Below are 22,042 nucleotides of genomic sequence, written 5' to 3' on the forward strand. Positions count from 1 at the left end.
ACCTGGCGCCCGCCCGCGGAGCGGGCGGGCGACTAGTCGGTGGGCTGCTCCGGTGCTGGATCTTTCCGGTCCGAGTGCCCGAGCTTCCGGCCGGGCGCGATCCGGTCCCGCACCAGCTGCTTCAGCAGCGGGATCTCGGCGAATCCACCCTCGGCCTTCCGCGACCAGAGCGTCTCCCCGTCGAGCCGAATGTCGAACACCCCGCCGGTCGCCGGCATCAGCGCGACCTCCCCCAGCTCCTGCGGGAACGTGGTCAGCAACTCCTGCGCCGTCCACGCCGCCCGCATCAACCACCGGCACTGGGTGCAGTACTCGATCTCCAACCGCGGCTGCCTCGTCACCCGGCCAGTATCGACGGTCAGGCCGAGTAGCCCTTCGGCGGGATCAGCGTGGCGAGCTGGTTGAAGGTCAGCCAGTACGTCGCCGTCGGAGCGAAGCCGGCCGGGTCGGCGATCAGCACGGTCATGTCGGCGGAGTCGTACCCGATCACCGTGAAGTAGTGGTAGATCGTGTAGTTCGGGTACCCCGGCGGGTGGTTGCTGGCCGGCGCGACGATGTTGGCCACGATCGGGTAGTTGTTGTCGATGTCGAGCACAATGTCGTTCCACAGCAGGTCGCGCTGACCCTGCGTGGGCGGGTCGTTCGGCATCTCCTTCGTCTCGTACCAGCCGGTGCCGAGGTGGTTGTTGAGTACTCGCGTCACCTGGCCGATCCAGTCGGTGCCGTTCGTGGTGGTCGGGAGCTCGTTGGCCAGCTGCTGCTGACTCGGCGCGGCGATCCGCGCCGACAGGGCGATCCGTGTCGCGGCCGGACCACACCAGTAGCCGGTCTCCTGGTACTGGAAGTCCACCTGCAGGGTCTTCGCGGTCAGCGTCTTCGTAGCGCCGCTGGGAATCGCCTTCGCGGCGACCGGCTCGACAGCCACCGCCGGTCCGGCCGCCGGCATCAGCAACGCACCGGTCAGCACCAGACCGCTGAGCACGGCTTGCACTTTCTTGCTCATCTCAGCTCCTCACAGTCGCCCCCGATGACCGGGCGTGGCCACCCAAGCACCCAGTGCAGTCGCATTCGGCGGCGATGTAAAGGACTAACTGACATCAAGTTTCCAGCGTTGCTTCTTTTCGAGGACGGCGGTGCTTCTTTCGACAAGGAATGGCAAGCCTTGACCGTGCCGTTGGACTCTGCATCATGACTTCCTCGCTGCGCGGTGTCCCCCTGTCGATCCTCGACCGCTCGCGGACCCGCGCGGGCGAGACCGAGGCGGAGACCCTGCGCGGCACGGTCCGGCTCGCGCAGCAGGTCGAGGAGCTCGGCTACCACCGTTTCTGGGTCTCCGAGCACCACAGCGTGCCCGGCGTGGTCGGCTCAGCGCCGACCGTCCTGGCCGCGGCGGTCGCAGCCTCCACCGAGCGGATCCGGGTCGGTACCGGCGGCGTGATGCTGCCCAATCACCAGCCGCTGGTCGTGGCGGAGCAGTTCGGCGTACTGGAGTCGCTGTATCCCGGCCGCATCGACATGGGCCTCGGCCGGTCGGTCGGCTTCACCAACGGGATCCGCCGCGCGCTCGGCGTGGAGAAGGACGCGGCCGAGGACTTCACCGACCAGGTCCGCGAACTGCTCGGCTACTTCACCGGCACCCAGCGGAACCACCCGCAGGTGCATGCCCGACCAGGCGAGGGACTGCGCGTACCGGCGTACGTGCTGGCGATCGGCGAGGGCGCCCAGCTTGCCGCCTCGCTTGGCCTGCCGCTGGTCATCGCGGGTGCCCGCGGCGAGTCGGCCCTGCTCGATTCGGTGTCTCGCTACCGCTCGGACTTCACGCCGTCAGCCTGGGCGGAGCGGCCGTACGTCGTACTGGCGGCTACTGCGGCGGTTGCCTCGACGCGTGAGGCGGCTCGGCAGCTGCTGTTGCCTGAGGCATGGTCCAGCGCCTACTCCCGGACGCGTGGGGTCTTCCCGCCGCTGGAGCCTCTGGATCTGCAGCGAGAGATGAGCGCCAAGGAACGCGGCTTCTTCGAGCAGTCGCTGCAGGGCCAGATCTACGGCACACCGGACGAAGTGGATCTGGCGTTGGGAGGCTTGGTCGAGCGCACCGGCGCCGACGAGCTGTTGATCACGACGAACACCTACGACCGGGCCGACCTGCTGGAGAACTACCGCTTATTGGCCGAGCTCGCCGGTCTCCGTGTCAGTCACTGATCCGCGCGAGCAGACTCTTCCGTACGTCGGGCCACTCGTCGGACAGGATCGAGAACACGACCGTGTCGCGCCAACTGCCGTCCGGCTGCTTGATGTGCCGGCGCAGCACGCCTTCGCGGGTCGCGCCGAGCTTCGCGATCGCCGCCTGCGACCGGGTGTTCACCAGGCTGGTCTGGATCTTCACACGGTTGAAGCCACAGTCCTCGAACGCGTGCTGGAGCATCAGGAGCTTGCACGACGGGTTGACCGCCGTACCCCAGACGGCCGGCGCGTAGCCGGTCCAGCCGAGGTGGACGCGCTCGTTGGCCAGGTCGACGTCGCCGAGGCTCGTCGTCCCGACGACGGTGCCTTCGGCCCCCAGTTCGGAGTCCTTGGCCAGCCGTACGACGTACGCCGTCCTCAGTTTGGTCCACCGCTCGAGCATCTGCTCGGCGTCGGCCGGGCGGCCCGCCGGCCCGCCGCCGAAGCCGGCGGCGTACACGCGGTCGTCGTCGATCGCGGCGTACAGCTGATCGATGTCAGAGGCAACGAAACGGTCGAGGCGTACGAGGTCGCCGACCAGTGGGCGGCCGTCCGGAGCGATGGTCATGGCACCAGCCAACCTCCGCAACGGCGGCCGGTCAAACCAAAAGGTGGAGCAGCAGCCAGACGGCCGGAGCCGTGGCCAGCAGGGAGTCCAGGCGGTCCATCACACCGCCGTGGCCCGGCAGCAGGTTGGACATGTCCTTGATGCCGAGGTCGCGCTTGATCATCGACTCGCCGAGGTCGCCGACCGTTGCCGTCAGCACCGCCACGGCCCCCACGATCGCGCCGGCCCACCAGTTGCCGTCGAGCAGCCAGACGACCGAGCCGATCCCGGCGCCGATGCAGGCCAGCGCCGAACCGGCGAAGCCCTCCCAGGACTTCTTCGGGCTGATCGTCGGCGCCATCGGGTGCTTGCCGAACAGCACGCCGGCCACGTAGCCGCCGACGTCGCTGGCGACCACGACCAGGAAGAACGTCACGACCCGCTGCGGCCCGTCGGCGTCCGGCTGGACCAGCAGGACGGCGAACCCGGCGAGCAGCGGAATGTAGGCGAGCAGGAACACCCCGGCGGTGACGTCGCGGACGAAACCGATCGAGCCGCTCGGCATCCGCCAGAAGATCGTCGCCAGCACGGTCAGCGCGAGGCCGACCAGCAGCGCCATCGGCCCACCGAAGTACGCCGCCACCAGCATCGCCGTCGTCCCGACGAGCACCGGGATCCGCGGGATCGCCGCGCCGCTGGTCTTCAGCGCGCGGATCATCTCGTCGACGGCGACCAGCACCGCGGCGAGCACCACGAGGACGAACAGCGACTTCTGCCAGAACAGCGACCCGATGATCACCGCGCCGAGGCCGACGCCGACGCCGATCGCGGCGGGCAGGTTCCGCCCGGCGCGGCTCGGCACAGGCGGGCTCTGGTCGAGGCCCATCACACCTCGAGCAGTTCGGCTTCCTTGTGCTTGAGCAGCTGGTCGATCGAGTCGACGTACTTCTTCGTCATCCCGTCCAGCCGCTTCTCAGCACTCTTGCCTTCGTCCTCGCCCGCTTCGCCGTCCTTGACCGACTTGTCGATCTGGTCCTTGGCGTGCCGGCGGACGGAGCGGACCGAGATCTTCGCGTCCTCGCCCTTGGTCTTGGCGACCTTGATGTACTCCTTGCGCCGGTCCTCGGTGAGCTGCGGCATCGTGACCCGGATGACCGCGCCGTCGTTGCCGGGGTTCACCCCCAGGTCGGAGTCGCGGATCGCCTTCTCGATCGCCGCCATCGCGCCCTTGTCGTACGGCGAGATGAGAACGGTCCGGGGATCGGGGACCTGGAAGCCGGCCAGCTGCTGCAGCGGCGTCGGCGAACCGTAGTAGTCGGCCACGATGTTCGAGAACATCGACGGGTGCGCCCGGCCGGTACGGATCGCGGCGAAGTCGTCCTTGGCGACCTCCACGGCCTTCGCCATCTTCTGCTCGGCTTCGCGGAGTGCTTCGTCGATCACGACATTCCTCGCTTCCTCGGGGCCGCGTCGGTGCGGCCGCTCAAACCCTACGAACGCAATCTCACCTGCGCGCGGACGTGGGTCCGCGTGTCGGTGATCCTAGTACCCGGCTCACTGACCCGGGGAGACGACCGTCCCGATCTTCTCGCCGCGCACGACCCGGGCGATGTTGCCCTCCTCGAGGCCGAAGATCACGATCGGCAGCGCGTTGTCGCGGGACAGGCTGATCGCGGTGGCGTCGGCGACCCGCAGACCGCGGGACAGGAAGTCGTCGTACGAGAGCTGGTCGAACTTCACCGCGTCCGGGTTCGTCTTGGGGTCGGAGTCGTAGACCCCGTCCACTCCCTGCTTGCCCATCAGCAGCGCCTCGGCGCCGATCTCCAGCGCGCGCTGGGCGGCAACGGTGTCGGTGGAGAAGTACGGCATACCGGAACCGGCGCCGAAGATCACGACCCGGCCCTTGGCCAGGTGCCGGTCGGCCTTGCGCGGGATGTACGGCTCGGCGACCTGGCCCATCGTGATGGCGGTCTGGACCCGGGTCTCCACGCCCAGCTTCTCCAGGAAGTCCTGCAGCGCCAGGCAGTTCATCACGGTGCCGAGCATGCCCATGTAGTCGGCGCGGTTGCGTTCCATCCCGCGCTGCTGCAGCTCGGCGCCGCGGAAGAAGTTGCCGCCACCGACCACCACGGCGACCTGGACACCGGCCCGGACCACCTCGGCGATCTGCTTGGCGATCGAGTTCACCACGTCGGGGTCGACGCCGAGCTTGCCGCCGCCGAACACCTCACCCGACAGCTTGAGCAGCACCCGGTGATAGGCCGGATCGAACGGCGAAGAGGCCGGACTCGTCTCGGTACCCAGGGTTTCCGTCACGATTCCGGCCTCCTCGTCGATGATGCTGTGCTGTGTCGTCCTCGCCGCTGGGGCGACGGTCAGGCGCCGACCTCGAAGCGGGCGAACCGCTTCACGGTCACGCCGGCCGCGTCGAGCACGGCCTTGACGGTCTTCTTGCTGTCCTGGACCGACGACTGCTCGGTCAGCACGACCTCCTTGAAGAAGCCGTTCACCCGGCCCTCGACGATCTTCGGCAGGGCGCCTTCGGGCTTGCCCTCCTCGCGAGCGGTCGCCTCGGCGATCCGGCGCTCGTTCTCGACCGTCTCGGCCGGGACCTCGTCGCGGTTGGTGTAGAGCGGACGCATCGCGGCGGCCTGCATGGCGGCGCCACGAGCGACCTCGACGTCGTCGCCCTCGAACTCGACCAGGACGCCGACCTGGGCCGGCAGGTCGGCCGCACGCTTGTGCATGTAGGCGGTGACCTTGCCGTCGAACACGGCGACCTTGCCCAGCTCGAGCTTCTCGCCGATGACCGAGGCGAGCGCCTCGATGTTCTCGGCGACGCTCTTGCCGTCGGACAGCTTCTCGGTGAGCAGGCCCTCGACGTCGCCGACCTTGCTGGCCGACGCGTGCGCGACGATGTCGGCGGCGAGCTGCTGGAACTGCTCGTTCTTGGCGACGAAGTCGGTCTCGCAGTTCAGCTGGACCAGCGCGTTCTCGGCGGCGGCGACCAGGCCGTTGGTGGCCGACCGCTCGGCGCCACGCTTGGCGGCCTTCGCGGCGCCGTGGATGCGCAGCTCCTCGATCGCCTGCTCGAAGTCGCCGTCGGTGCTCTCGAGCGCCTTCTTCGCGTCCATCATGCCCGCGCCGGTGGCGTCGCGGAGCTTCTTCACGTCAGCGGCGGTGTAGTTCGCCATTCCTCGTTCTCTCGATCTAGTCGGTGCGATCAGCTGGGTGGGTCGCCGCCCGGATGCCGAAGCGGTGCCGGGCGATCGGGGTTCCGGGACCTGGTCCCGTACGGGGCCAGGTGTCCGGAGCCTTGTCGATCCTGTGAAGCCTTCGAGTCTCCGGACCGGCGGCCTCCGGTCTTACCCTGAGGCCCGGGCTTTCGCCGGGCCGGGGGGTTCGCCCGGTGGAGCCGTTGTGCCGGTCCCTGGGCTCTCGCCCGATGGTCCGTCGTACTGGGCCTTCGGCCCTGGTCAGGGTCTGCGGTCCAGGTCGTTCGGTGGTCCGGGTTCTCGTGCCAGACCTTGGGGTCCGGGCCGTTTCCGGTCCAGTCTCCTCCGGTCTTTCCTGGTCCGGGCCACCGCTTCCTGTCAGACCCTCGCGGGTCCCAGGGGCGGCAGCCCGGAACGGGATCAGGCCTCGGTCTTCGGCGCCTCGTCGGCAGCGGCCTCGGCCGGAGCCTCGGTGGCCGGAGCCTCGGTGGCAGGCGCCTCGGTCGCGGCGGCCTCGGCAGCCGGGGCCTCGGTGGCCGGAGCCTCAGCAGCGGGGGTCTCGGCAGCCGGGGTCTCGGCAGCAGCCGGAGCCTCGGTCGGCGCGGCCGGAGCCTCGTCGGCCTTGGCCGGCGCGGCCGCGGCGGCGTTCTGGCTCTCCAGCAGCTCGCGCTCCCAGGCAGCCATCGGCTCCTCGGCACCCAGCTCCTCGCCGGCCGCCGCGGCGCCCTGGCCACCACGCGACATCAGACCGTCGGCGACGGCGTCGGCGACCACGCGGGTCAGCAGGCCGACCGAGCGAATCGCGTCGTCGTTGCCCGGGATCGGGAAGTCGACCTCGTCCGGGTCGCAGTTGGTGTCCAGGATGCCGATGATCGGCAGCTTGAGCTTGCGCGCCTCGTCGACCGCGAGGTGCTCCTTCTTGGTGTCGACGATCCAGACCGCGGACGGGACGCGGCCCATGTCGCGGATACCGCCGAGGGTCTTGAGCAGCTTGTCGTGCTCGCGACGCTTCTGCAGCAGCTCCTTCTTCGTCACACCGGAGGCGGCGACGTCGTCGAAGTCGAGCAGCTCGAGCTCCTTGAGGCGCTGGAGCCGCTTGTTGACGGTCTGGAAGTTGGTGAGCATGCCGCCCAGCCAGCGCTGGTTCACGTAGGGCATGCCGACGCGGGTCGCCTGCTCGGCGATCGCTTCCTGGGCCTGCTTCTTGGTGCCGACGAACAGGATCGCGCCGCCGGAGGCGACGGTGCTCCGGACGAACTCGTAGGCGCGGTCGATGTACGACAGCGACTGCTGCAGGTCGATGATGTAGATGCCGTTGCGCTCGGTGAGGATGTAGCGCTTCATCTTCGGGTTCCAGCGACGGGTCTGGTGCCCGAAGTGCACGCCGCTCTCGAGCAGCTGCTTCATGGTGACGACGGCCATGACGTGGTGATCTCCTGTCGCGCCCCGCACGGGTTACCCGTCTCGGTGACGCTGTCTCGGTTGTCCCGCGGCGGACCGGGGTTGGTCCGTCGCGCCTGACGCCCGCGCGAATCCCTTCCCGGCGCACCGGGACCAAGGGGATTCGGATGTGTGCAGGCGTGCGAAGTCGCCCCACCGAGGTGGGACGCCAGCAGAAGTCTACGCGAGAGGCCCACCCCTGGTCGAACCGGCCCCCAGCCTGTCCACAGGCCCCGATTCACCCCGCCGATTTCGCGATCTCACCTGCACCTTTCCAGCATGACCCCACTCCTGCTGGCCCCCTTCGCACTGCCACTCCTCGCGCCCATCACCCCGCCAGTCCCGCTCCCCCTCACCAGCCCACCCGCGGACGCCTCCTGGCCGCTCGATCCGCGCCCCCGGATCGTCCACCCCTACGCCCCACCCGCCAAACCCTGGCTCCCCGGCCACCGAGGCATAGACCTGGCCGGCACCCCCGGCCAACCAGTCCTCTCCGCCACCTCAGGAACCATCACGTACGCCGGCCCAGTAGCCGGCCGCAGCGTCGTAGTGGTAACCCACGGCCAACTCCGCACAACCTACGAGCCAGTCATCCCAACTCTCCCCACCGGCACCTCCGTCCAGACCGCCCAACCCCTAGGCCACCTGTCCGCCGCAGCCTCCCACTGCGCCCCCACAACCTGCCTCCACTGGGGCCTCCTGGAAGGCAGGACCTATCTCAACCCCCTGGACCTGCTCCCCACCCAGCCAGTCCGCCTACTCCCCACAAACGCCCCGCACGCGCCAACCCCCTTCAGCGCGCCGGCACCCACCGCCCCACCATCAACGGCCCCTTCACCTTCCCTCCCGGCGCCGCGACCTCAGCCACAGCCGACCTCACCGCCGGCATCCCCGCAACCTCAGCCATCCACCCGCGTCGCTTCCCCCACAGCACGCCACCAGACCCCAAGCCCACTACCAACCGTGGTCGTCACCCTCAGCGCCCTGGCCACCCTCGGCGCCACCCTCCTGGTCAGAAACCACTGACCAGTGCGATCAACTCCCAGGAACCCGCGCCTGCCAAGCGTCCTCGTCCTTCGACCGCCGCTCGACCCCCGCCGGAAGCTTGCCCTTGGCAAGGTCCGTCAGCGTGGTGTGCTCGAGCACGTCCCGCAGGCTCGCCCGCGCCGCGATCCAGACCCGCTGCAGCACTACGGCTCGCTCGTTGTAGTCGACGCTCTCCGGCCGGACCCCCGAGATGCTCACGATCGGCCCGTCGACAGCACGCATGACGTCCGCGACCGAGATCTCGTTCGGATCCACCGCGAGCTTCCACCCGCCGGACTGCCCGCGCTGACTGGTCAGCACGCCCGCCCGGCGCAGATCGGCGAGGATCCCCTGCAGGAACCCGTGCGGAATGCCCTGCTGCCGGCTGAGCTCCTCCGCCGACACCACCGAGGGATCGTTGCCCACCCAGCGCTGAGTGATCTCGATCAGCGCCCGCAACGCATAGTCAGATTTAGCCGAAACCCGCATGGCCCGCAGTCTGCCCCATTTCCCCACCCACCGCCCATCACCCCCGCCGTACCAACCCCGAGCACGACCGTGCGATCAAGCCCGCGGATGTGCCTGCTGGTACGCCGCCCGCAACCGCTCGCTCGAAACATGGGTGTAGACCTGCGTCGTCGCCAGCGACGCGTGCCCGAGCAACTCCTGCACGCTCCGCAGATCCGCCCCGCCCTCGAGCAGATGCGTCGCCGCCGTGTGCCGCAACCCGTGCGGCGACAGGTCCGGCGCATCCACGGCATCGATCCGCGCGTGCACAACCCGCCGTACGGTCCGCTGATCGATCCGCCCACCACGCGCCCCGAGGAACAGCGCCGCCCCACTCCCGTCCCGGACCAACTGCACACGCACTGCCATCCACGACTCCAGCGCCGCACCCGCCGGTACGCCGTACGGGACCGACCTTTCTTTACGCCCCTTACCGAACACGCGAACCACGCGCCGGTTCCGATCCACCTCGTCGAGATCCAGCGCGCACAACTCACCGACCCGGATCCCGGTCGCGTACAGCAGTTCCATGATCGCCAGATCCCGCAGCCCGACCGGACTCCCGTCGTCCGCCGCGACAGCCGCCGCATCCAGCACAGTGCGCGTATCCGCCTGCCCCAGCACGCCTGGAAGCGTCTTGTGCGCCTTCGGACTGGCCAGCAGCGCGCCCGGATCGGTCGCGATCCGCCCGGTCCGTTGGGCCCACGCGGTGAAGACCCGCGCAGCGGTGGCCCGCCGCGCCATCGTGCTGCGGGCCTTGCCCAGGCTCTGCTGCTTGGCCAGCCAGGACCGCAGACCGCGGATGTCGAGCTTGTCCAGCTCATCGTGACCAAGCCGATTCAAATGATCGATCAAATCGGCGACGTCACCCATGTACGCTCGGACCGAATGTTCGCTGAGGCCTCTTTCCGCCGTGAGATGCCGTTCGTAGTCAGCCAGTAACGCAGCGAATTCCTCCAGTACGGAGGGCCCTGGGCTGACGTCGTCCGGTGCCATGGCTCGACCATGCGGGAGCGGCCCCGGCATCGCAAGCAGCCGCGCGGCAGCGACACGAAGGAGGGTCTGGCCCGTAGTCCCCCGGTCGACTACTGTTCGGCCCGATTGCCCTAGTAGCAACGGAGGCACCCCTGACCATGGCCCCCTCAGCGAACGGACAGACCGTAGGCCGGCGCCTGCCGGTCGAGTCGGCGTTCACTCGAGTCGAGGAGGCTCGGCACCGACTACCGCGTCTGTTCGGCCGACGCGACCTTGTCGTGCTCGGCCTCGGTGTGATGATCGGTTCCGGCATCTTCAGCCTGAGCGGCAAGCAGGCCGCGAACGTGGCCGGCCCTGCCGTCATCCTGTCGTTCGTGGTCGCCGCGCTCGTCTGCCTGCTGGCAGCCGCGTGCTACGCCGAGCTCTCGTCGACCATCCCCGTGTCCGGCAGCGCGTACACGTTCAGCTACGTCACCTTCGGTGAGATGTGGGCGTGGCTGGTCGGCTGGGCGCTGGTGCTCGAGCTCGTCACCGCCGCCGCGATCGTCGCCCGTGTCTGGTCCGCGTACTTCCTGGCCACCCTGAACGGATTCGGCGTCGTGCTGCCCGACGGGCTGGCCCAGTTCTTCGGCCCCGAGGCCAAGGTGAACCTCGTCGCGCCGCTGCTGATCCTGCTGCTGACCGCGATGATCGTCACCGGCACCAAGCTGTCGTCCCGCGTGCTGACCGTCGTCGTGGCGGCCAAGGTGGCGGTGATCCTGCTGATCGTGGTGGTCGGCGCGACGCACATCAAGATGGAGAACTTCAAGCCCTTCGTCCCGATGGAGCGCCCCGCCCCGGCGACGGCGAACCCGACCTTGCTGGGCTGGATGCTGGACTCGTCGTTCGGCTCGTTCGGCCTGATGGGCATCTTCACCGCGGCCAGCGCGATCGTGTTCGCGTTCATCGGTTTCGACCTGATCGCAACCGCGTCCGAGGACGCCCGCAACCCGCGCAAGACGGTCCCGCAGGGCATGCTGCTCGGCGTCGTGGTCGTCACGGTCCTGTACGTCGCGGTCGCCATCGTCATGGTCGGCCTGCGCCCGTACGGGCAGCTCGGCGGTGCCGCACCGGTCTCGGAGGCGATGGAAGCGGTCGGTGAAGGCTGGGCCGCGGACGTGGTCAATCTCGGGGCCTTGCTGGCGTTGATGACCGTGATCATGGTGGTTCTGATCGCCCAGAGCCGCGTGCTGTTCAACATGGGCCGTGACGGACTCCTACCGAAGAGCCTCGGCCGAGTCAGCCGGGTCTACTCGTCGCCGGCCCGCGCGGCGACGGCGGCCGGTCTGGCCGCCCTGGCCCTCACGCTCTACCCGAAGGTGGTCGAGCTCGAGGAGCTGCTGGTCATCGGAGCCCTGTTCTGCTTCGCGTTCTGTGCCGTCGGAGTCCTCCGCCTGCGCCGTACGGAGCCGAACCTGGAGCGCGGTTTCCGCGTCCCGCTGGTCCCGCTGATCCCGCTGCTGTCGCTGGCCGCGACCCTGTGGCTGATGCTCAACCTGAAGACCGGCACCTGGACCAAGTTCGGCATCTGGATGCTGATCGGCCTGGCCATCTACGGTCTGTACGGCCGCTGGCACAGCCGCCTGGCCAACGAGGAGAGCTGGGACTTCGAGGTCGGCGACACCGACCCGGGCACCGGCGGCCTGCAGGTCATCCGCCACGAGCCCACCGAGCTCCGCGTCGACCGCACACCGCCGAAGTCCAACCGCGGCAAGCACATGCGTAACTGATCCACCGCACCACGAACGCCGGCCGGCCCTTGGGCCCGGCCGGCGTTTTTCGTTGTCCACAGCCGCGAAGTCACCCTCGGATCCACTTTGAATCCCGGCATCTTCTAGTCGGAGGTGGTCATCGATGCGGACCAAAGACGCAGTCGGGCAGTACGGCGAACAACTCGCCGCGGAACATCTGAGCCAGCAGGGCTTCGCGATCCTCGCGCGCAACTGGCGCTGCGAGCAGGGCGAGATCGACATCGTCGCCCGCGAGGGCCGGGCCCTGGTCGTCTGCGAGGTGAAGACCCGACGCGGCCTCGGGTACGGGAGCCCCCTGGAATCAATCACCTATCGCAAACTCAGCACCCTGCGCCGCCTGGTCGGCCGCTGGCTGCAAGAGCACGAGCTCCATCCACCGGAGATCCGGATCGACGTGATCGCCGTCCTGGTCCCACCCGGCGGCGCCAAACCCACCATCGAACACCTGAGGGGCGTGGGCTGATGTCCCTTGCCCAGGCCTGGTCCGTCGCTCTCGTCGGTCTGGAAGGCCACCTCGTCGAGGTCGAGGCCGACATCGCCCAAGGCCTCCCCAAGACCACGCTCATCGGCCTTCCCGACACCTCGTTGTCCGAGGCAAGGGACCGCGTCCGCGCGGCCGTCGTCAACAGCGGCGAACGGTTCCCTGACCGCAAGGTCACCATCGGCCTGTCTCCGGCGACCCTGCCCAAGACCGGTTCGCACTACGACGTGACGATCGCGTGCGCCCTGCTCGCGGCCAGCGGCGTCCTGCCGATCGGCGAGCTGCGGCACTGCGCCATCATCGGAGAGCTCGGTCTCGACGGCCGCATCCGCGAAGTCCGCGGCGCTCTCGCGATGACGCTCGCCGCCGCCCGCGCCGGTTTCACCCGCATCATCGTCCCGGAACTCAACGCGAACGAGGCCCGCCTCGTCCCCGACATCAGCGTGTACGGCGTGCGTTCGCTGCGGCAGGTGCTCGCGATGATCCGGGGCGAGGAGATCCCCGACGAGGAGCCGCCCCGCGCCGAGCCGCGCCTGATGTCGGAGTCCCTCACTAGGGTCCCCGAGGTTGACCTGGACGACGTCCTGGGTCAGCGCGAAGGCCGACGAGCCATCGAAGCCGCCGCCGCGGGCGGCCATCACCTGTATCTGTACGGTCCACCGGGTTCCGGCAAGACCATGCTCGCCGAGCGCCTGGCCGGTCTGATGCCCGACCTGGGGATCGACGAGTCCCTGGAGGTCTCCGCCGTCCACTCGCTCGCCGGTCTTCTCACCAACGACGCGGAGCTCGTCACCCGCCCACCGTTCATCGCCCCGCACCACACGGCGTCTTTGGTCAGCCTGGTCGGCGGAGGCTCCGGCGTTCCGCGCCCCGGCGCGATCAGCTGCGCGCACCGCGGCATCCTCTTCATCGACGAAGCACCCGAGATGCACCCGCTGACCTTGGACACCTTGCGCCAGCCGCTGGAGTCCGGTTTCGTCGAGGTCCACCGTGCGGCCGCTGTCGCCAAGTTCCCGGCACGGTTCCTCCTGGTGCTGGCCGCGAATCCCTGTCCCTGCGGCCAATCCGGGACTCCGACCGGCATCTGCAACTGCACACCTCAGATCCTCAACCGGTACCGCCAACGCATCAGCGGTCCGATCAAGGACCGGATGGACATCCAGCGCCAGATCCTCCCCGCCGCCCGAGGCCTCGGCACCGGCGACCAGCCCGAGTCCACCGCCAACGTCGCGGCGCGAGTCCGCGCCGCCCGCGATCGGCAAGCCCATCGGTACCGGGGCACGCCCTGGCAGCTCAACAGCGAGGTCCCCGGCCCGGTGCTGCGTCGCGAGTTCCCGCTCGACACTGCCAGCCAGGACCTCCTCGAAGCCCACTACGCCGAAGGCCGCCTCACCGCCCGGGGCCTCGACCGGGTCGTTCGCCTTGCCTGGACCCTCACCGATCTGGTCGCCCAACCGACCCCGACCCCTGACCTCACCCACGAAGCCTTCCAACTCCGCACCGGCGCGCCCCTGACGCCCCTAGAAGACGCCCGCCCCCTCAGAGAGCCCATCCCCACATGACCAACTCCGACCAGCAAACCGACCTGGTAGTTGCCTCTAGCAACGCCCCCTCCACAGCTCTCGACCGTCCGGTTCCCTCCGACGAGGACCGGCTGGCGAGAGCGGCGTTGTCCCGAGTCATCGAACCAGGCGACCCCGCGACCCTGAAGACCTTCGCCGACCTCGAACCGCTCGAGATCTGGGAGCTCCTCCGCACCAAGGCCCCCGGCTTGGAACGCTGGTCGTCCCGCCTGGCCAAGGTCTCCCCCGAGGGCGACCTCGCTCGAGCCCACTCGGCCGGCGCCCGCTTCGTCATCCCCGGCGACGACGAATGGCCCGACCAGATCGAAGTCCTCACCGAGGCCGGCCAGCAGGCCCGCCGCGGCGGCACGCCGTACGGCCTCTGGGTCAGAGGCACGCCCAACCTCCGCACCCTGCTCAAGTCCTCAGTCGCCATCGTTGGCGCCCGAGCCTGTTCGTCGTACGGCGAAAACGCCGCCGCGGAACTGGCCGGCGGTCTGGGCGACCACGGCACGACGATCGTCTCTGGCGGCGCCTACGGCATCGACGCCGCCGCCCATCGCGGCGCCCTGGCCAGCACCGGCACCACCATCGCCGTCCTCGCCTGCGGCGTCGACATTCCCTACCCGAGAAGCAACGAGTCCCTCTTCCACCGAATCGTCGGCGAAGGCCTCCTCGTCAGCGAACTCCCACCCGGCTGCTCCCCCACCAAGCTCCGCTTCCTCGCCCGCAACCGACTCATCGCCGCCACCACCCAAGGCACCGTCGTCGTAGAAGCCGCCATCCGCAGCGGAGCCCTCAACACCGCCAACTGGTCCGAACAGTGCGGCCGCCCGGTCCTAGCAGTCCCCGGCCCGATCACCTCCCGAATGTCCGAAGGCACCCACCTCCTCATCCGAGAACGCAACGCCACCGTGGCCACCTCAGTAGCCGACATCCTCGAAGCCATCTCACCCCTGGGCGAGCACCTGACCTCGTACCCTCACACCCCCGCAACTCCCGAAGACGCCCTCGACCACGACCTCCGCCGAACCCTCGACGCCGTCCCCGTCCTCCGCCCGTCCCCCTCCACCCGCATAGCCAACGTCGCCGGCCTGGACCACGACACCGTCCAGGAATGCCTCGAAACCCTCGCCCAAGCCAACCTCATCACCTACGAAGACTCTGGCTGGCGCCTCTCCCCCACCCAAAGACGCGCCCCCTGACGGCACGATGAACCCATGCGCGCCCTTCGCCCATCCTCCGAGAACGAGATGGTCGCAACCTTCCTGAACGCCGAGTTGACCTCACCACGCTTCAAAGCATCCCTCACCGAAACCCTGAGAAAGCACGGTCACTCAGAAGCCCTTCTCACGACCCCAGACCTCGCCAACCCCACCCAGAACGAACTCCGCCTCCAACTCCTGGGCGACTACAGGGGCTACCGCCAGAACCGAGAACTCTTCACCGACTTCCCCGACAGCCTCAGCTGGCAACTGGTCATGCTGACCCCGTCGGAGCTACTAGACGTTCTCTACATCAACTACAGCTACTGGACCGCCCTCACCAACGGCACCCGACGCCCCACAGACGCCGTCCCCTTCATCCGCCGCGGAGGCCTGGTCTTCGACCGCCTACCGACCGACAACTTCCTGAACCTGGCCACCAATCTCCGCAACGGCGCCACCTGGCCACCCCTGATCTGCGTCCGCGCCACCACCACCACCGACCCCCTCGTAGTCCTAGAAGGCCACGCCCGCCTAACCGCCATGGCCCTAGCCCCCGACCACATCCCCCACGAGACCCCAGTCCTCCTAGCCACCTCCCCAGCAATCACCGCCTGGCCCTGCTACTAACACCCACCCCACCCTTCCAACCACAGCACCCCGACCCTCCCCAGACCTCCCGCCACCACCGCGCCACCGCGCACCGGTCGCCGCTCGCCGCTCGCCCGGGCGCCGCTCGCCCGGCCCCCTCCTCCCCTCCCGACTGCCCGACCTGTTCCCCCGTCAGCGACCTGATCCCTGTCGGCAACTTGGCCGAGAACACGCCGTACTCCGACGCGAATCCCTGCCCACTCCCCGAGTCCCGCGCCCCTCCACTGCCGAGCGAGCCGTCACACACCAACTCACTGACCCGCCACCCACAGACCTCCCGCACTGACCCGCCAGCTCCCGGCCTCCTTGATCGCACACCTGTTGTGGATGATCCGGGGAGGCCGACCTGATTCTGGTGATCGAGGCCGGGATCGCGCCTCTCTGGCCGCCGGGACGTCGGGCACACCGGGCACCGCGCTTGTTCTACTTGCAGCCGCCTGCGGGGCACGCAACAACCGCGCTCACGGACCGCTCGACTCGTGCCCTCCCGACCAGGCCACGGGCTGACGGACTGACGGGCCTCGGCCCCAGGGGCTCCGTGCATCGGCACCGGCACCGGCACCGGCACCGGCACCGGGCAGCGTCTACTGGCAGTCGCCTGTGAGGCATGCAAGCTGTCGGGCTCACCGACCACTCGACTCGCGTCCCGCCGACCTCACCATCGGGCTGACGGGCTCCCGGGACGTCGGGCTCAGGAACCTCGGGCTCGGGGCTCCGTGCGCCGTCACCGGGACCTGAGGCGTCCTACTGGCAGTCGCCTGCGGGGCAACGCAGCTGTCGGGCTCACCAACCGCCAGACTCGCGCTCTGCCGACCCCAGGCCATGGGGCCGACGCGCTGGCGCGATGTCAGGCTTCCGCGACGTGGCCCGCGCGACGTCGGGCTCACCGGGCTCGGGCCTCGGGGCTCCGTGCCCCCGGCACTGGCGCCTGCCCCGGACCCGGACCGTCCTACTGGCAATCGCCTGTGGGGCATGCGAGCTGCCGGGCTCGCCGACCGTCGGACTCGCGCAACGCAGACCTCAGTCCATCCGAACATCAGGCTGACGCGAGTCAGGCTCACGAGCCTCGGGCCCCGTCACCGGGTCCCGGGTACCCGCCTGTGGGCATGCAAGCTACCGCGCTCACGGACTGTTCGACTCGGCCCCTGCCGACCTCACGCCATCAGGCTGGCGGACTCCCGCGACGTCGGGCTCGCGGCGTGCAGCTCGCGCGACGTGAGGCTAGCCAGCCGCCAGGCTGTCGGTCGTTGCACTGCGCAGTGTGCTGGCGCTACCGCCCACGCGGACCGCATGCCGGCGGCGGGCCTGCTCGGCTGGTTTGACTGGCTTCGGGTGTGCTCGCACTTCATCGCCGGCGCTTTGGCGCTGGAGGTTCGAGCCCAGTGCTCTGTATGGAGGCATGCTGAGGGGATGACCGATGAGGTGCTGGCTGGTGGGCGGAACAATCCTGGCGTGGTTCGGCGTGGGGACACCGTACGGCGGCAGGTTGGGGAGGCGGCGCCGCTTGTGCATGCGTACCTGCGGCATCTTGAGGCTGTGGGGTTCGACGGTGCGCCGCGGGTGTTGGGTGTGGAGGGTGGGGTCGAGGTGCTCAGCTACGTGCCCGGAGAGGTGGCGGCGGATCCCGGGTGGGTGCCGGGGAAGGGGAATCCGCTGACGGTGGAGATGCGGTCGGAGGGTGCGCTGATGGAGGTTGCCGGGTTGTTGCGGCGGCTGCACGCGGCGAGTGCGGGGTTCGTGCCGCCTGGGGGTGGGCTGAAGGACGGCGAGATCGTGTCGCACGGGGATCTGGGGCCTTGGAACACCGTGTACCGGGATGGGCGGCCGGTGGCATTCATCGACTGGGATGCCTGCCGGCCGACGACGCCGTTGCTGGATGTCGCGGCGGCTGCTTGGGCGTTCGTGCCGTTGGAGTCTGATCGGCAGCTGCTGGAGGCTGGGTTCGAGGTGGTGCCCGATCTTGGGGCGCGGCTGCGGGTTTTCGTCGATGCGTACGGGATCGGGGATCGCAGCGGGGTGGTGCCGGCGTTGGTGCGGGTGAAGCTGCGGGAAGCCGGGCGGGTCGAGGGGTGGGGCCTCGGGGCGCGGGACTCGGCGGTGTCGATGGAGTTCTTCGCGACGGAGCTGCGGTGGCTGGAGACGCAGACGGAGCAGCTCGAGCGTGCGCTGAGGTGACGACGTACGACGTACGGACGGACGCAGACAGGCTGGGCTGAAGGCGTACGGACGGACGCAGACGGGCTGGGCTGAGGGCGTACGGCGTACAGGCCGGAAGAGGGCAGGCAGAAGCCCTGAGCGAGCATCCCCCTGGGGAGAGGCCCGCTCAGGCTGGGGTCAGCGGCCGAAGTCGGAGTCCTTGGGGACTTCCAGGTCGGACTTGGCGAGTTCTTCGATGTTGACGTCGCGGAAGGTGACGACCTTGGCGTTCTTCACGAAGCGCGCCGAACGGTAGACGTCCCACACCCACGCGTCGGCCATCGTCACTTCGAAGTAGACGTCACCACCTTCGGTGCGGACCTTGAGGTCCACGGCGTTGCACAGGTAGAAGCGCCGTTCGGTCTCCACGACGTATTTGAAGATCCCGACGACGTCCTTGTACTCCCGATAGAGCTGCAGCTCCATATCGGTCTCGTACTTCTCGAGGTCGTCAGCGCTCATCGGCTCTCCACTCCGGTGGGACTGGTCACATTCTGTCCCATATCGGGCCGCAGACTGCGGCGGACATTCTCGAATCGGCGTCGATGTTGTGGACACGGGCCGTATTTGTCCAGTGCCGCCTGGTGTTCGGGCGTGCAGTACCCCTTGTGGACCGCGAAATCGTACTCGGGGTACACCGTGTCCCAGTGCTGCATGATCCGGTCGCGGGTCACCTTGGCGATCACCGACGCGGCAGCGATGCAGGCGGCGACCCGATCGCCCTTCCAGATCGCCAGGCCCGGTACGCCGAGGCCGTCGACGCCGAACCCGTCCGTCAGCACGTACGACGGCCGTACGTCGAGGCGGAACAGGGCCCGGCGCAGCGCTTGGACGTTCGCGACGTGCATGCCGAGGCGGTCGCACTCGTCGGCCTCGATCGAGACGACCGACCAGGCCAGCGCACGGGCGCGGATCTGCTCGTAGCAGCGGTCGCGCGCCTTGGCGGTGAGCAGCTTGGAATCGGCGAGCTCCGGGATCTGACCGCGCTTGCCGTCAGGCAGAATCACTGCCGCGGCAACCAACGGCCCGGCACACGGTCCCCGCCCGGCCTCGTCGACGCCGGCGATCGGATCGAGACCGACGCGCCGCAGCGCGCGCTCGTACCCGTACAGCCCCGCGTCGCGGCGGATCGTGCTACCGCGCGGGAGAGCGCTCATCCGAGTCTCCCCACACGGCACAGGCGAACACCGCCACAGGACCCGGCACGACGCCCCAGGCCGACCGCCAGGCGGTCCGCGGAGGTATCGAGCGCCGGGACTTGAGCCACCCAGCCCACCGCCCACCGGCCCGCGGCGGACGTCCGCGACGACAGGTCCAGCCCGGTCAGCCTCGCGCACCGGGGCAGCGGCGACAGGGCGGTCGCAGTCTGCCTAGCAGCCTGGGGCGGCGGCGGCAGGGCTGGCGTGGTCAGGCTCTTGGCCGTGGCCCGCTGCGACGGAGCCGTCGCGGTCGTCCCCGCGGCCAGGGGCTGCGGGGACAGGCGCCGCACGGTCAGCCTCATGGCCGGGCGCCGCGGCGACGGTGCCTGCTCGGTCAGCCTGGCGGCCGGGTTGGCCGACGCCGGGTGGCGGGGGGTAGTCGGCCGGGAAAGCCCCGCCGGGCCGCCGCTTGCAGAGGCCACGGCGAACGCGCGGGCGGGCACGTCCGCCTTGGCCATGCGGGCAGCGACCGAGTCGGGGGCGGTCTCAGGCCGCGGCCGCCGGGTGAGAGCGGCCGGTGCCGAGCGTCGGGAACTGCCGGGCAGGGAAAGCCTTGCCGGGCCGCCGCTTGCGGAGACCACGGCGAGCGCGTCGGCCGTGGCCGTGCTGGCAGCGACGGAGTCGCGCGCGGCGCTAGGCCGCAGCCGCCGGGTGAGCGCGGCCACGTACGTGCCCGGCGCCGGGGGGCGGGATGCGGTCGGGTGCACGGTCCGCGCCGAGGGGCGGGGAGTGCTGGGCCGGGAAGGCACGGCCGGGCCACGGCGTGCGGAGACCACGGCGAGCGAGCAGGCGGGAGCGTCTGCCCTGGCCCTGGCGACGGCGTCGCGCGTGGCGGACGTCGTACGGCGTGCGGGCGCACACGAGCAAGCAGGCGCCGTCCCGCCCGGGGCGGAGGACCCAGGCCAAGCGACCGCCGTACGGCGTGCCTCAGCGGGGAGCGTGGAGCTGGGCGTCGTACGGCGTGCGGGGGCGGGGGGCGGGTGTGCGGTGGGGGGCACGGGGGCTCCGCTTACTTGGGGGGTGGTGTCAGGGAGATCGACGGCTTGGCCGGTGGGGGGCCGGCCGGGGCCGGGATCGACTTGAAGGTGTCGGGGACGCCGAGCTTGGAGAAGTTGCTGGCGGGCCAGACGACCAGGATCGCGCGGCCGGTGACCTTGTCCAGGGGGACGAAGGCGGCGTCGCCGGGGGTGCCGCCGTCGGGGCCGGTGTCGCTGAGGTGGACGCGGGAGTCGCCGGACTCCGAGCGGTGGTCGCCCATCACGAAGATCTTGCCCGCGGGGACGGTGACCTGGAACTCCATCGCCGACGGCGCGTCACCGGGGTACAGGTACTGGGACTCCTCCAGCGGCTGGCCGTTGACCATCAGCCGGCCCTTCTCGTCGCAGCAGGCGACCTTGTCGCCGGGCATGCCGATCAGGCGCTTGATCAGGTGACCGTGGCTGGAGTCCGGCAGCAGGCCGACGACCTCGAAGAACCGGCCGACCGAACCGCGCTTCTGGCCGCTCTCCTCGGTGCCCAGCCAGCCGCCCGGGTCCTCGAAGACGACGACGTCACCGCGCTCGACGTCGGTCAGCTTCTCGACCACCACCCGGTCACCGACCAGCAGGGTGTTCTGCATCGACTCGCTCGGGATGATGAACATCTGCCCGACGAACGCCCGCAGGATCGACGAGACGATCAGCGCTCCGACCACGATCAGCGCGAACTCGCGAGCGGCGGCGGCCAGCCCCGAGCGGTGGGTGGGTTTGTCGGGCGTCGCCTCGGTCGATGTATCGGTCACTTCTTCAGCCCCGGCTTCTTGAAGGTTTCCGGAGGACGCAGCATCGTCATCCGGTCAGACGGCCAGATTACGCAACAGGCCCGGCCAACCACGTTCTCGATCGGCACGAACCCGCCACCGGGACCACCCATGTGGGCGCGGGAGTCGGCCGACTCGGCGCGGTTGTCCCCCATCACCCACAGGTGACCAGGCGGTACGACGACGTCGAACGGCTGCAGCGACGGCTTGGCGTCCTTCAGCAGGTACTCCTGCTCGTCGAGCGGGATCTTGTTGACCAGGATCCGGCCCGACCGGTCGCAGCAGAACACCCGGTCGCCGGGCAGCCCGATCACCCGCTTGACCAGGTGACCCTCACCGCTGCGCGGCAGGATGCCGACGAACTCGCCGACCCGGCGCAGCGGACCGGGGGTCGTCTGCTCCTCGTTCAGCCAGTTCGCGGGGTCCTTGAAGACGACGATGTCGCCCCGGTCGACGTCACGGTGCAGGTAGCTGACCTTCTCGGCCAGGATGCGGTCGTTCGTCGTGAGCGTGTCGTACATCGACTCCGAGGGCACGTAGAACGCCTCGGCGACGAAAAGCCGCAGAACGACCGTGATGACCAGGGCGAGCACCGTCACCGTGGTCATCTCGATCAGCAGGCTCAGCAGCGGGTTGCGCTGCTTGAGCCTGCGATGTCGTCCTTTGCTGCGACGTGCCCTCTTGGCTACCGGGCGAGCGCGAGTCGCAGTGCTCGGCGCCATACCTGACCGTCGTCGCTAGGGACTCAGGCGTCCCGCTTCTCCTTGATCTTGGCCGCCTTGCCGCGCAGCTCACGCAGGTAGTACAGCTTGGCGCGACGCACGTCACCGCGGGTGACGACCTCGACCTTCTCGACGATCGGGGTGTGCAGCGGGAAGGTGCGCTCGACGCCGACGCCGAAGCTGACCTTGCGGACCGTGAAGGTCTCCTGCAGGCCACCACCCTGGCGACGGATCACGACGCCCTTGAACACCTGGACGCGGGAGCGGCTTCCTTCGACGACCTTGACGTGCACGTTGACCGTGTCGCCGGGGCGGAAGGAGGGGATGTCGTCACGCTTGCTCGCGTTGTCGAGCTCGTTCAGGACGTTGGTCATCAGGTGTTCGCTTTCTCGCGCGTGCCACAGGTCACCCACGAAATAGGTGGTGAGAAGCTGAAGGATGTCGCTGTGCGATGGTCACCCCCTGTGGCAGGAGCATCGCACTGGCAACAGCGACCAAGTTTGCCACA

23 protein-coding genes are annotated in these 22,042 nt (G+C 69.3%); 8 read left to right on the forward strand and 15 right to left on the reverse strand.

Annotated features, from left to right (window positions below):
* Nucleotides 1–32: 32 nt before the first annotated feature.
* Nucleotides 33–341 (reverse strand): SelT/SelW/SelH family protein, encoded by a 309-nt coding sequence (locus HDA39_RS15690; protein ID WP_184795951.1) that lies wholly within the window; start codon nt 339–341, stop codon nt 33–35.
* A 17-nt stretch (nt 342–358) separates the two neighbouring features.
* Complete coding sequence (locus tag HDA39_RS15695) at nt 359–1,003, reverse strand: C39 family peptidase (RefSeq protein ID WP_184795952.1); 645 nt, start codon at nt 1,001–1,003, stop codon at nt 359–361.
* Nucleotides 1,004–1,188: 185 nt separating this feature from the next.
* Here HDA39_RS15695 and HDA39_RS15700 point away from each other — a divergent pair, with 185 nt between their 5' ends.
* Entirely contained in the window at nt 1,189–2,199 is a 1,011-nt protein-coding gene (locus HDA39_RS15700) for an LLM class flavin-dependent oxidoreductase (RefSeq protein WP_184795953.1), read from the forward strand.
* On the opposite strand, the gene HDA39_RS15705 is transcribed toward HDA39_RS15700, so the two are convergent.
* The 6 genes from HDA39_RS15705 to rpsB all read right to left on the reverse strand — a co-directional run bounded on the left by HDA39_RS15705 (nt 2,189) and on the right by rpsB (nt 7,404).
* A complete protein-coding gene (locus HDA39_RS15705; protein WP_184795954.1) occupies nt 2,189–2,788 on the reverse strand; it encodes a GNAT family N-acetyltransferase in 600 nt (199 codons plus the stop codon). The two genes, HDA39_RS15700 and HDA39_RS15705, sit on opposite strands and share 11 nt — an antisense overlap.
* 31 nt (nt 2,789–2,819) lie before the next feature.
* Nucleotides 2,820–3,653 carry a phosphatidate cytidylyltransferase gene (locus tag HDA39_RS15710; RefSeq protein WP_184795955.1) on the reverse strand — a complete coding sequence of 278 codons (834 nt, stop codon included), beginning with the start codon at nt 3,651–3,653 and terminating at the stop codon, nt 2,820–2,822.
* Nucleotides 3,653–4,207, reverse strand: coding sequence for a ribosome recycling factor (gene frr, locus HDA39_RS15715; protein ID WP_460658561.1), 555 nt, complete (start codon nt 4,205–4,207; stop codon nt 3,653–3,655). Before frr ends, HDA39_RS15710 begins: the two co-directional genes overlap by 1 nt.
* A gap of 114 nt (nt 4,208–4,321) precedes the next feature.
* Nucleotides 4,322–5,083, reverse strand: a complete 762-nt coding sequence (pyrH, locus tag HDA39_RS15720) for a UMP kinase (protein WP_337925757.1) — start codon at nt 5,081–5,083, stop codon at nt 4,322–4,324.
* A 59-nt stretch (nt 5,084–5,142) separates the two neighbouring features.
* The gene (tsf, locus tag HDA39_RS15725; protein ID WP_184795957.1) at nt 5,143–5,961 is read right to left on the reverse strand and encodes a translation elongation factor Ts; all 819 of its coding nucleotides are present in this window, start codon (nt 5,959–5,961) and stop codon (nt 5,143–5,145) included.
* Nucleotides 5,962–6,402: 441 nt separating this feature from the next.
* The gene (rpsB, locus tag HDA39_RS15730; RefSeq protein ID WP_184795958.1) at nt 6,403–7,404 is read right to left on the reverse strand and encodes a 30S ribosomal protein S2; all 1,002 of its coding nucleotides are present in this window, start codon (nt 7,402–7,404) and stop codon (nt 6,403–6,405) included.
* 297 nt (nt 7,405–7,701) lie between these two features.
* Between rpsB and HDA39_RS44105 the strand changes: the two genes are divergently transcribed.
* On the forward strand, nt 7,702–8,448 hold the full coding sequence (locus HDA39_RS44105; protein ID WP_184795959.1) for a M23 family metallopeptidase: 747 nt from the start codon (nt 7,702–7,704) through the stop codon (nt 8,446–8,448).
* 9 nt (nt 8,449–8,457) lie between these two features.
* Here the strand turns inward: HDA39_RS44105 and HDA39_RS15740 are convergent, their stop codons facing one another.
* Together HDA39_RS15740 and HDA39_RS15745 are read right to left on the reverse strand one after the other, a co-directional pair.
* On the reverse strand, nt 8,458–8,937 hold the full coding sequence (locus HDA39_RS15740; protein ID WP_184795960.1) for an RrF2 family transcriptional regulator: 480 nt from the start codon (nt 8,935–8,937) through the stop codon (nt 8,458–8,460).
* Between the two features lie 75 nt (nt 8,938–9,012).
* The gene (locus HDA39_RS15745; RefSeq protein ID WP_184795961.1) at nt 9,013–9,951 is read right to left on the reverse strand and encodes a tyrosine recombinase XerC; all 939 of its coding nucleotides are present in this window, start codon (nt 9,949–9,951) and stop codon (nt 9,013–9,015) included.
* Between the two features lie 137 nt (nt 9,952–10,088).
* On the opposite strand from HDA39_RS15745, the gene HDA39_RS15750 reads away from it, so the two are divergent.
* From HDA39_RS15750 to HDA39_RS15775, 6 genes are all read left to right on the forward strand, one after another.
* Complete coding sequence (locus tag HDA39_RS15750) at nt 10,089–11,699, forward strand: APC family permease (protein WP_184795962.1); 1,611 nt, start codon at nt 10,089–10,091, stop codon at nt 11,697–11,699.
* 124 nt (nt 11,700–11,823) lie between these two features.
* On the forward strand, nt 11,824–12,183 hold the full coding sequence (locus HDA39_RS15755) for a YraN family protein (protein WP_184795963.1): 360 nt from the start codon (nt 11,824–11,826) through the stop codon (nt 12,181–12,183).
* Entirely contained in the window at nt 12,183–13,763 is a 1,581-nt protein-coding gene (locus tag HDA39_RS15760; protein ID WP_184795964.1) for a YifB family Mg chelatase-like AAA ATPase, read from the forward strand. The genes HDA39_RS15755 and HDA39_RS15760 overlap by 1 nt, the downstream gene beginning before the upstream one ends.
* The gene (gene dprA / locus HDA39_RS15765) at nt 13,760–14,968 is read left to right on the forward strand and encodes a DNA-processing protein DprA (protein ID WP_184795965.1); all 1,209 of its coding nucleotides are present in this window, start codon (nt 13,760–13,762) and stop codon (nt 14,966–14,968) included. The genes HDA39_RS15760 and dprA overlap by 4 nt, the downstream gene beginning before the upstream one ends.
* A 15-nt stretch (nt 14,969–14,983) precedes the next feature.
* Entirely contained in the window at nt 14,984–15,598 is a 615-nt protein-coding gene (locus HDA39_RS15770; protein WP_184795966.1) for a hypothetical protein, read from the forward strand.
* Between the two features lie 1,431 nt (nt 15,599–17,029).
* Nucleotides 17,030–17,794 carry a phosphotransferase gene (locus HDA39_RS15775; RefSeq protein ID WP_184795967.1) on the forward strand — a complete coding sequence of 255 codons (765 nt, stop codon included), beginning with the start codon at nt 17,030–17,032 and terminating at the stop codon, nt 17,792–17,794.
* Between the two features lie 159 nt (nt 17,795–17,953).
* On the opposite strand, the gene HDA39_RS15780 is transcribed toward HDA39_RS15775, so the two are convergent.
* The 5 genes from HDA39_RS15780 to rplS form a co-directional block, all read right to left on the reverse strand.
* Entirely contained in the window at nt 17,954–18,277 is a 324-nt protein-coding gene (locus HDA39_RS15780) for a DUF2469 domain-containing protein (protein WP_012922325.1), read from the reverse strand.
* Nucleotides 18,274–18,972, reverse strand: coding sequence for a ribonuclease HII (locus HDA39_RS15785; RefSeq protein ID WP_184795968.1), 699 nt, complete (start codon nt 18,970–18,972; stop codon nt 18,274–18,276). The genes HDA39_RS15780 and HDA39_RS15785 overlap by 4 nt, the downstream gene beginning before the upstream one ends.
* Before the next feature lie 1,051 nt (nt 18,973–20,023).
* Nucleotides 20,024–20,794, reverse strand: coding sequence for a signal peptidase I (lepB, locus tag HDA39_RS15790; protein ID WP_184795969.1), 771 nt, complete (start codon nt 20,792–20,794; stop codon nt 20,024–20,026).
* A complete protein-coding gene (gene lepB, locus HDA39_RS15795; RefSeq protein ID WP_238356069.1) occupies nt 20,791–21,420 on the reverse strand; it encodes a signal peptidase I in 630 nt (209 codons plus the stop codon). The genes lepB (HDA39_RS15790) and lepB (HDA39_RS15795) overlap by 4 nt, the downstream gene beginning before the upstream one ends.
* A 137-nt stretch (nt 21,421–21,557) precedes the next feature.
* Nucleotides 21,558–21,908, reverse strand: a complete 351-nt coding sequence (rplS, locus tag HDA39_RS15800) for a 50S ribosomal protein L19 (RefSeq protein ID WP_184795971.1) — start codon at nt 21,906–21,908, stop codon at nt 21,558–21,560.
* Nucleotides 21,909–22,042 lie beyond the last annotated feature (134 nt).

It is taken from the genome of Kribbella italica (assembly GCF_014205135.1).
Classification (GTDB): Bacteria; Actinomycetota; Actinomycetes; order Propionibacteriales; family Kribbellaceae; genus Kribbella; species Kribbella italica.

What these genes read in the sequence shown, in the direction of transcription:
- HDA39_RS15695 (WP_184795952.1), bottom strand. Translation starts at nt 1,003, where the DNA reads ATGAGCAAGAAAGTGCAAGCCGTGCTCAGCGGTCTGGTGCTGACCGGT.
- HDA39_RS15700 (WP_184795953.1), top strand. Translation starts at nt 1,189, where the DNA reads ATGACTTCCTCGCTGCGCGGTGTCCCCCTGTCGATCCTCGACCGCTCG.
- HDA39_RS15705 (WP_184795954.1), bottom strand. Translation starts at nt 2,788, where the DNA reads ATGACCATCGCTCCGGACGGCCGCCCACTGGTCGGCGACCTCGTACGC.
- HDA39_RS15710 (WP_184795955.1), bottom strand. Translation starts at nt 3,653, where the DNA reads ATGGGCCTCGACCAGAGCCCGCCTGTGCCGAGCCGCGCCGGGCGGAAC.
- tsf (WP_184795957.1), bottom strand. Translation starts at nt 5,961, where the DNA reads ATGGCGAACTACACCGCCGCTGACGTGAAGAAGCTCCGCGACGCCACC.
- rpsB (WP_184795958.1), bottom strand. Translation starts at nt 7,404, where the DNA reads ATGGCCGTCGTCACCATGAAGCAGCTGCTCGAGAGCGGCGTGCACTTC.
- HDA39_RS44105 (WP_184795959.1), top strand. Translation starts at nt 7,702, where the DNA reads ATGACCCCACTCCTGCTGGCCCCCTTCGCACTGCCACTCCTCGCGCCC.
- HDA39_RS15740 (WP_184795960.1), bottom strand. Translation starts at nt 8,937, where the DNA reads ATGCGGGTTTCGGCTAAATCTGACTATGCGTTGCGGGCGCTGATCGAG.
- HDA39_RS15745 (WP_184795961.1), bottom strand. Translation starts at nt 9,951, where the DNA reads ATGGCACCGGACGACGTCAGCCCAGGGCCCTCCGTACTGGAGGAATTC.
- HDA39_RS15750 (WP_184795962.1), top strand. Translation starts at nt 10,089, where the DNA reads ATGGCCCCCTCAGCGAACGGACAGACCGTAGGCCGGCGCCTGCCGGTC.
- HDA39_RS15755 (WP_184795963.1), top strand. Translation starts at nt 11,824, where the DNA reads ATGCGGACCAAAGACGCAGTCGGGCAGTACGGCGAACAACTCGCCGCG.
- HDA39_RS15760 (WP_184795964.1), top strand. Translation starts at nt 12,183, where the DNA reads ATGTCCCTTGCCCAGGCCTGGTCCGTCGCTCTCGTCGGTCTGGAAGGC.
- dprA (WP_184795965.1), top strand. Translation starts at nt 13,760, where the DNA reads ATGACCAACTCCGACCAGCAAACCGACCTGGTAGTTGCCTCTAGCAAC.
- HDA39_RS15770 (WP_184795966.1), top strand. Translation starts at nt 14,984, where the DNA reads ATGCGCGCCCTTCGCCCATCCTCCGAGAACGAGATGGTCGCAACCTTC.
- HDA39_RS15775 (WP_184795967.1), top strand. Translation starts at nt 17,030, where the DNA reads ATGACCGATGAGGTGCTGGCTGGTGGGCGGAACAATCCTGGCGTGGTT.
- HDA39_RS15780 (WP_012922325.1), bottom strand. Translation starts at nt 18,277, where the DNA reads ATGAGCGCTGACGACCTCGAGAAGTACGAGACCGATATGGAGCTGCAG.
- HDA39_RS15785 (WP_184795968.1), bottom strand. Translation starts at nt 18,972, where the DNA reads ATGAGCGCTCTCCCGCGCGGTAGCACGATCCGCCGCGACGCGGGGCTG.
- lepB (WP_238356069.1), bottom strand. Translation starts at nt 21,420, where the DNA reads ATGACCACGGTGACGGTGCTCGCCCTGGTCATCACGGTCGTTCTGCGG.
- rplS (WP_184795971.1), bottom strand. Translation starts at nt 21,908, where the DNA reads ATGACCAACGTCCTGAACGAGCTCGACAACGCGAGCAAGCGTGACGAC.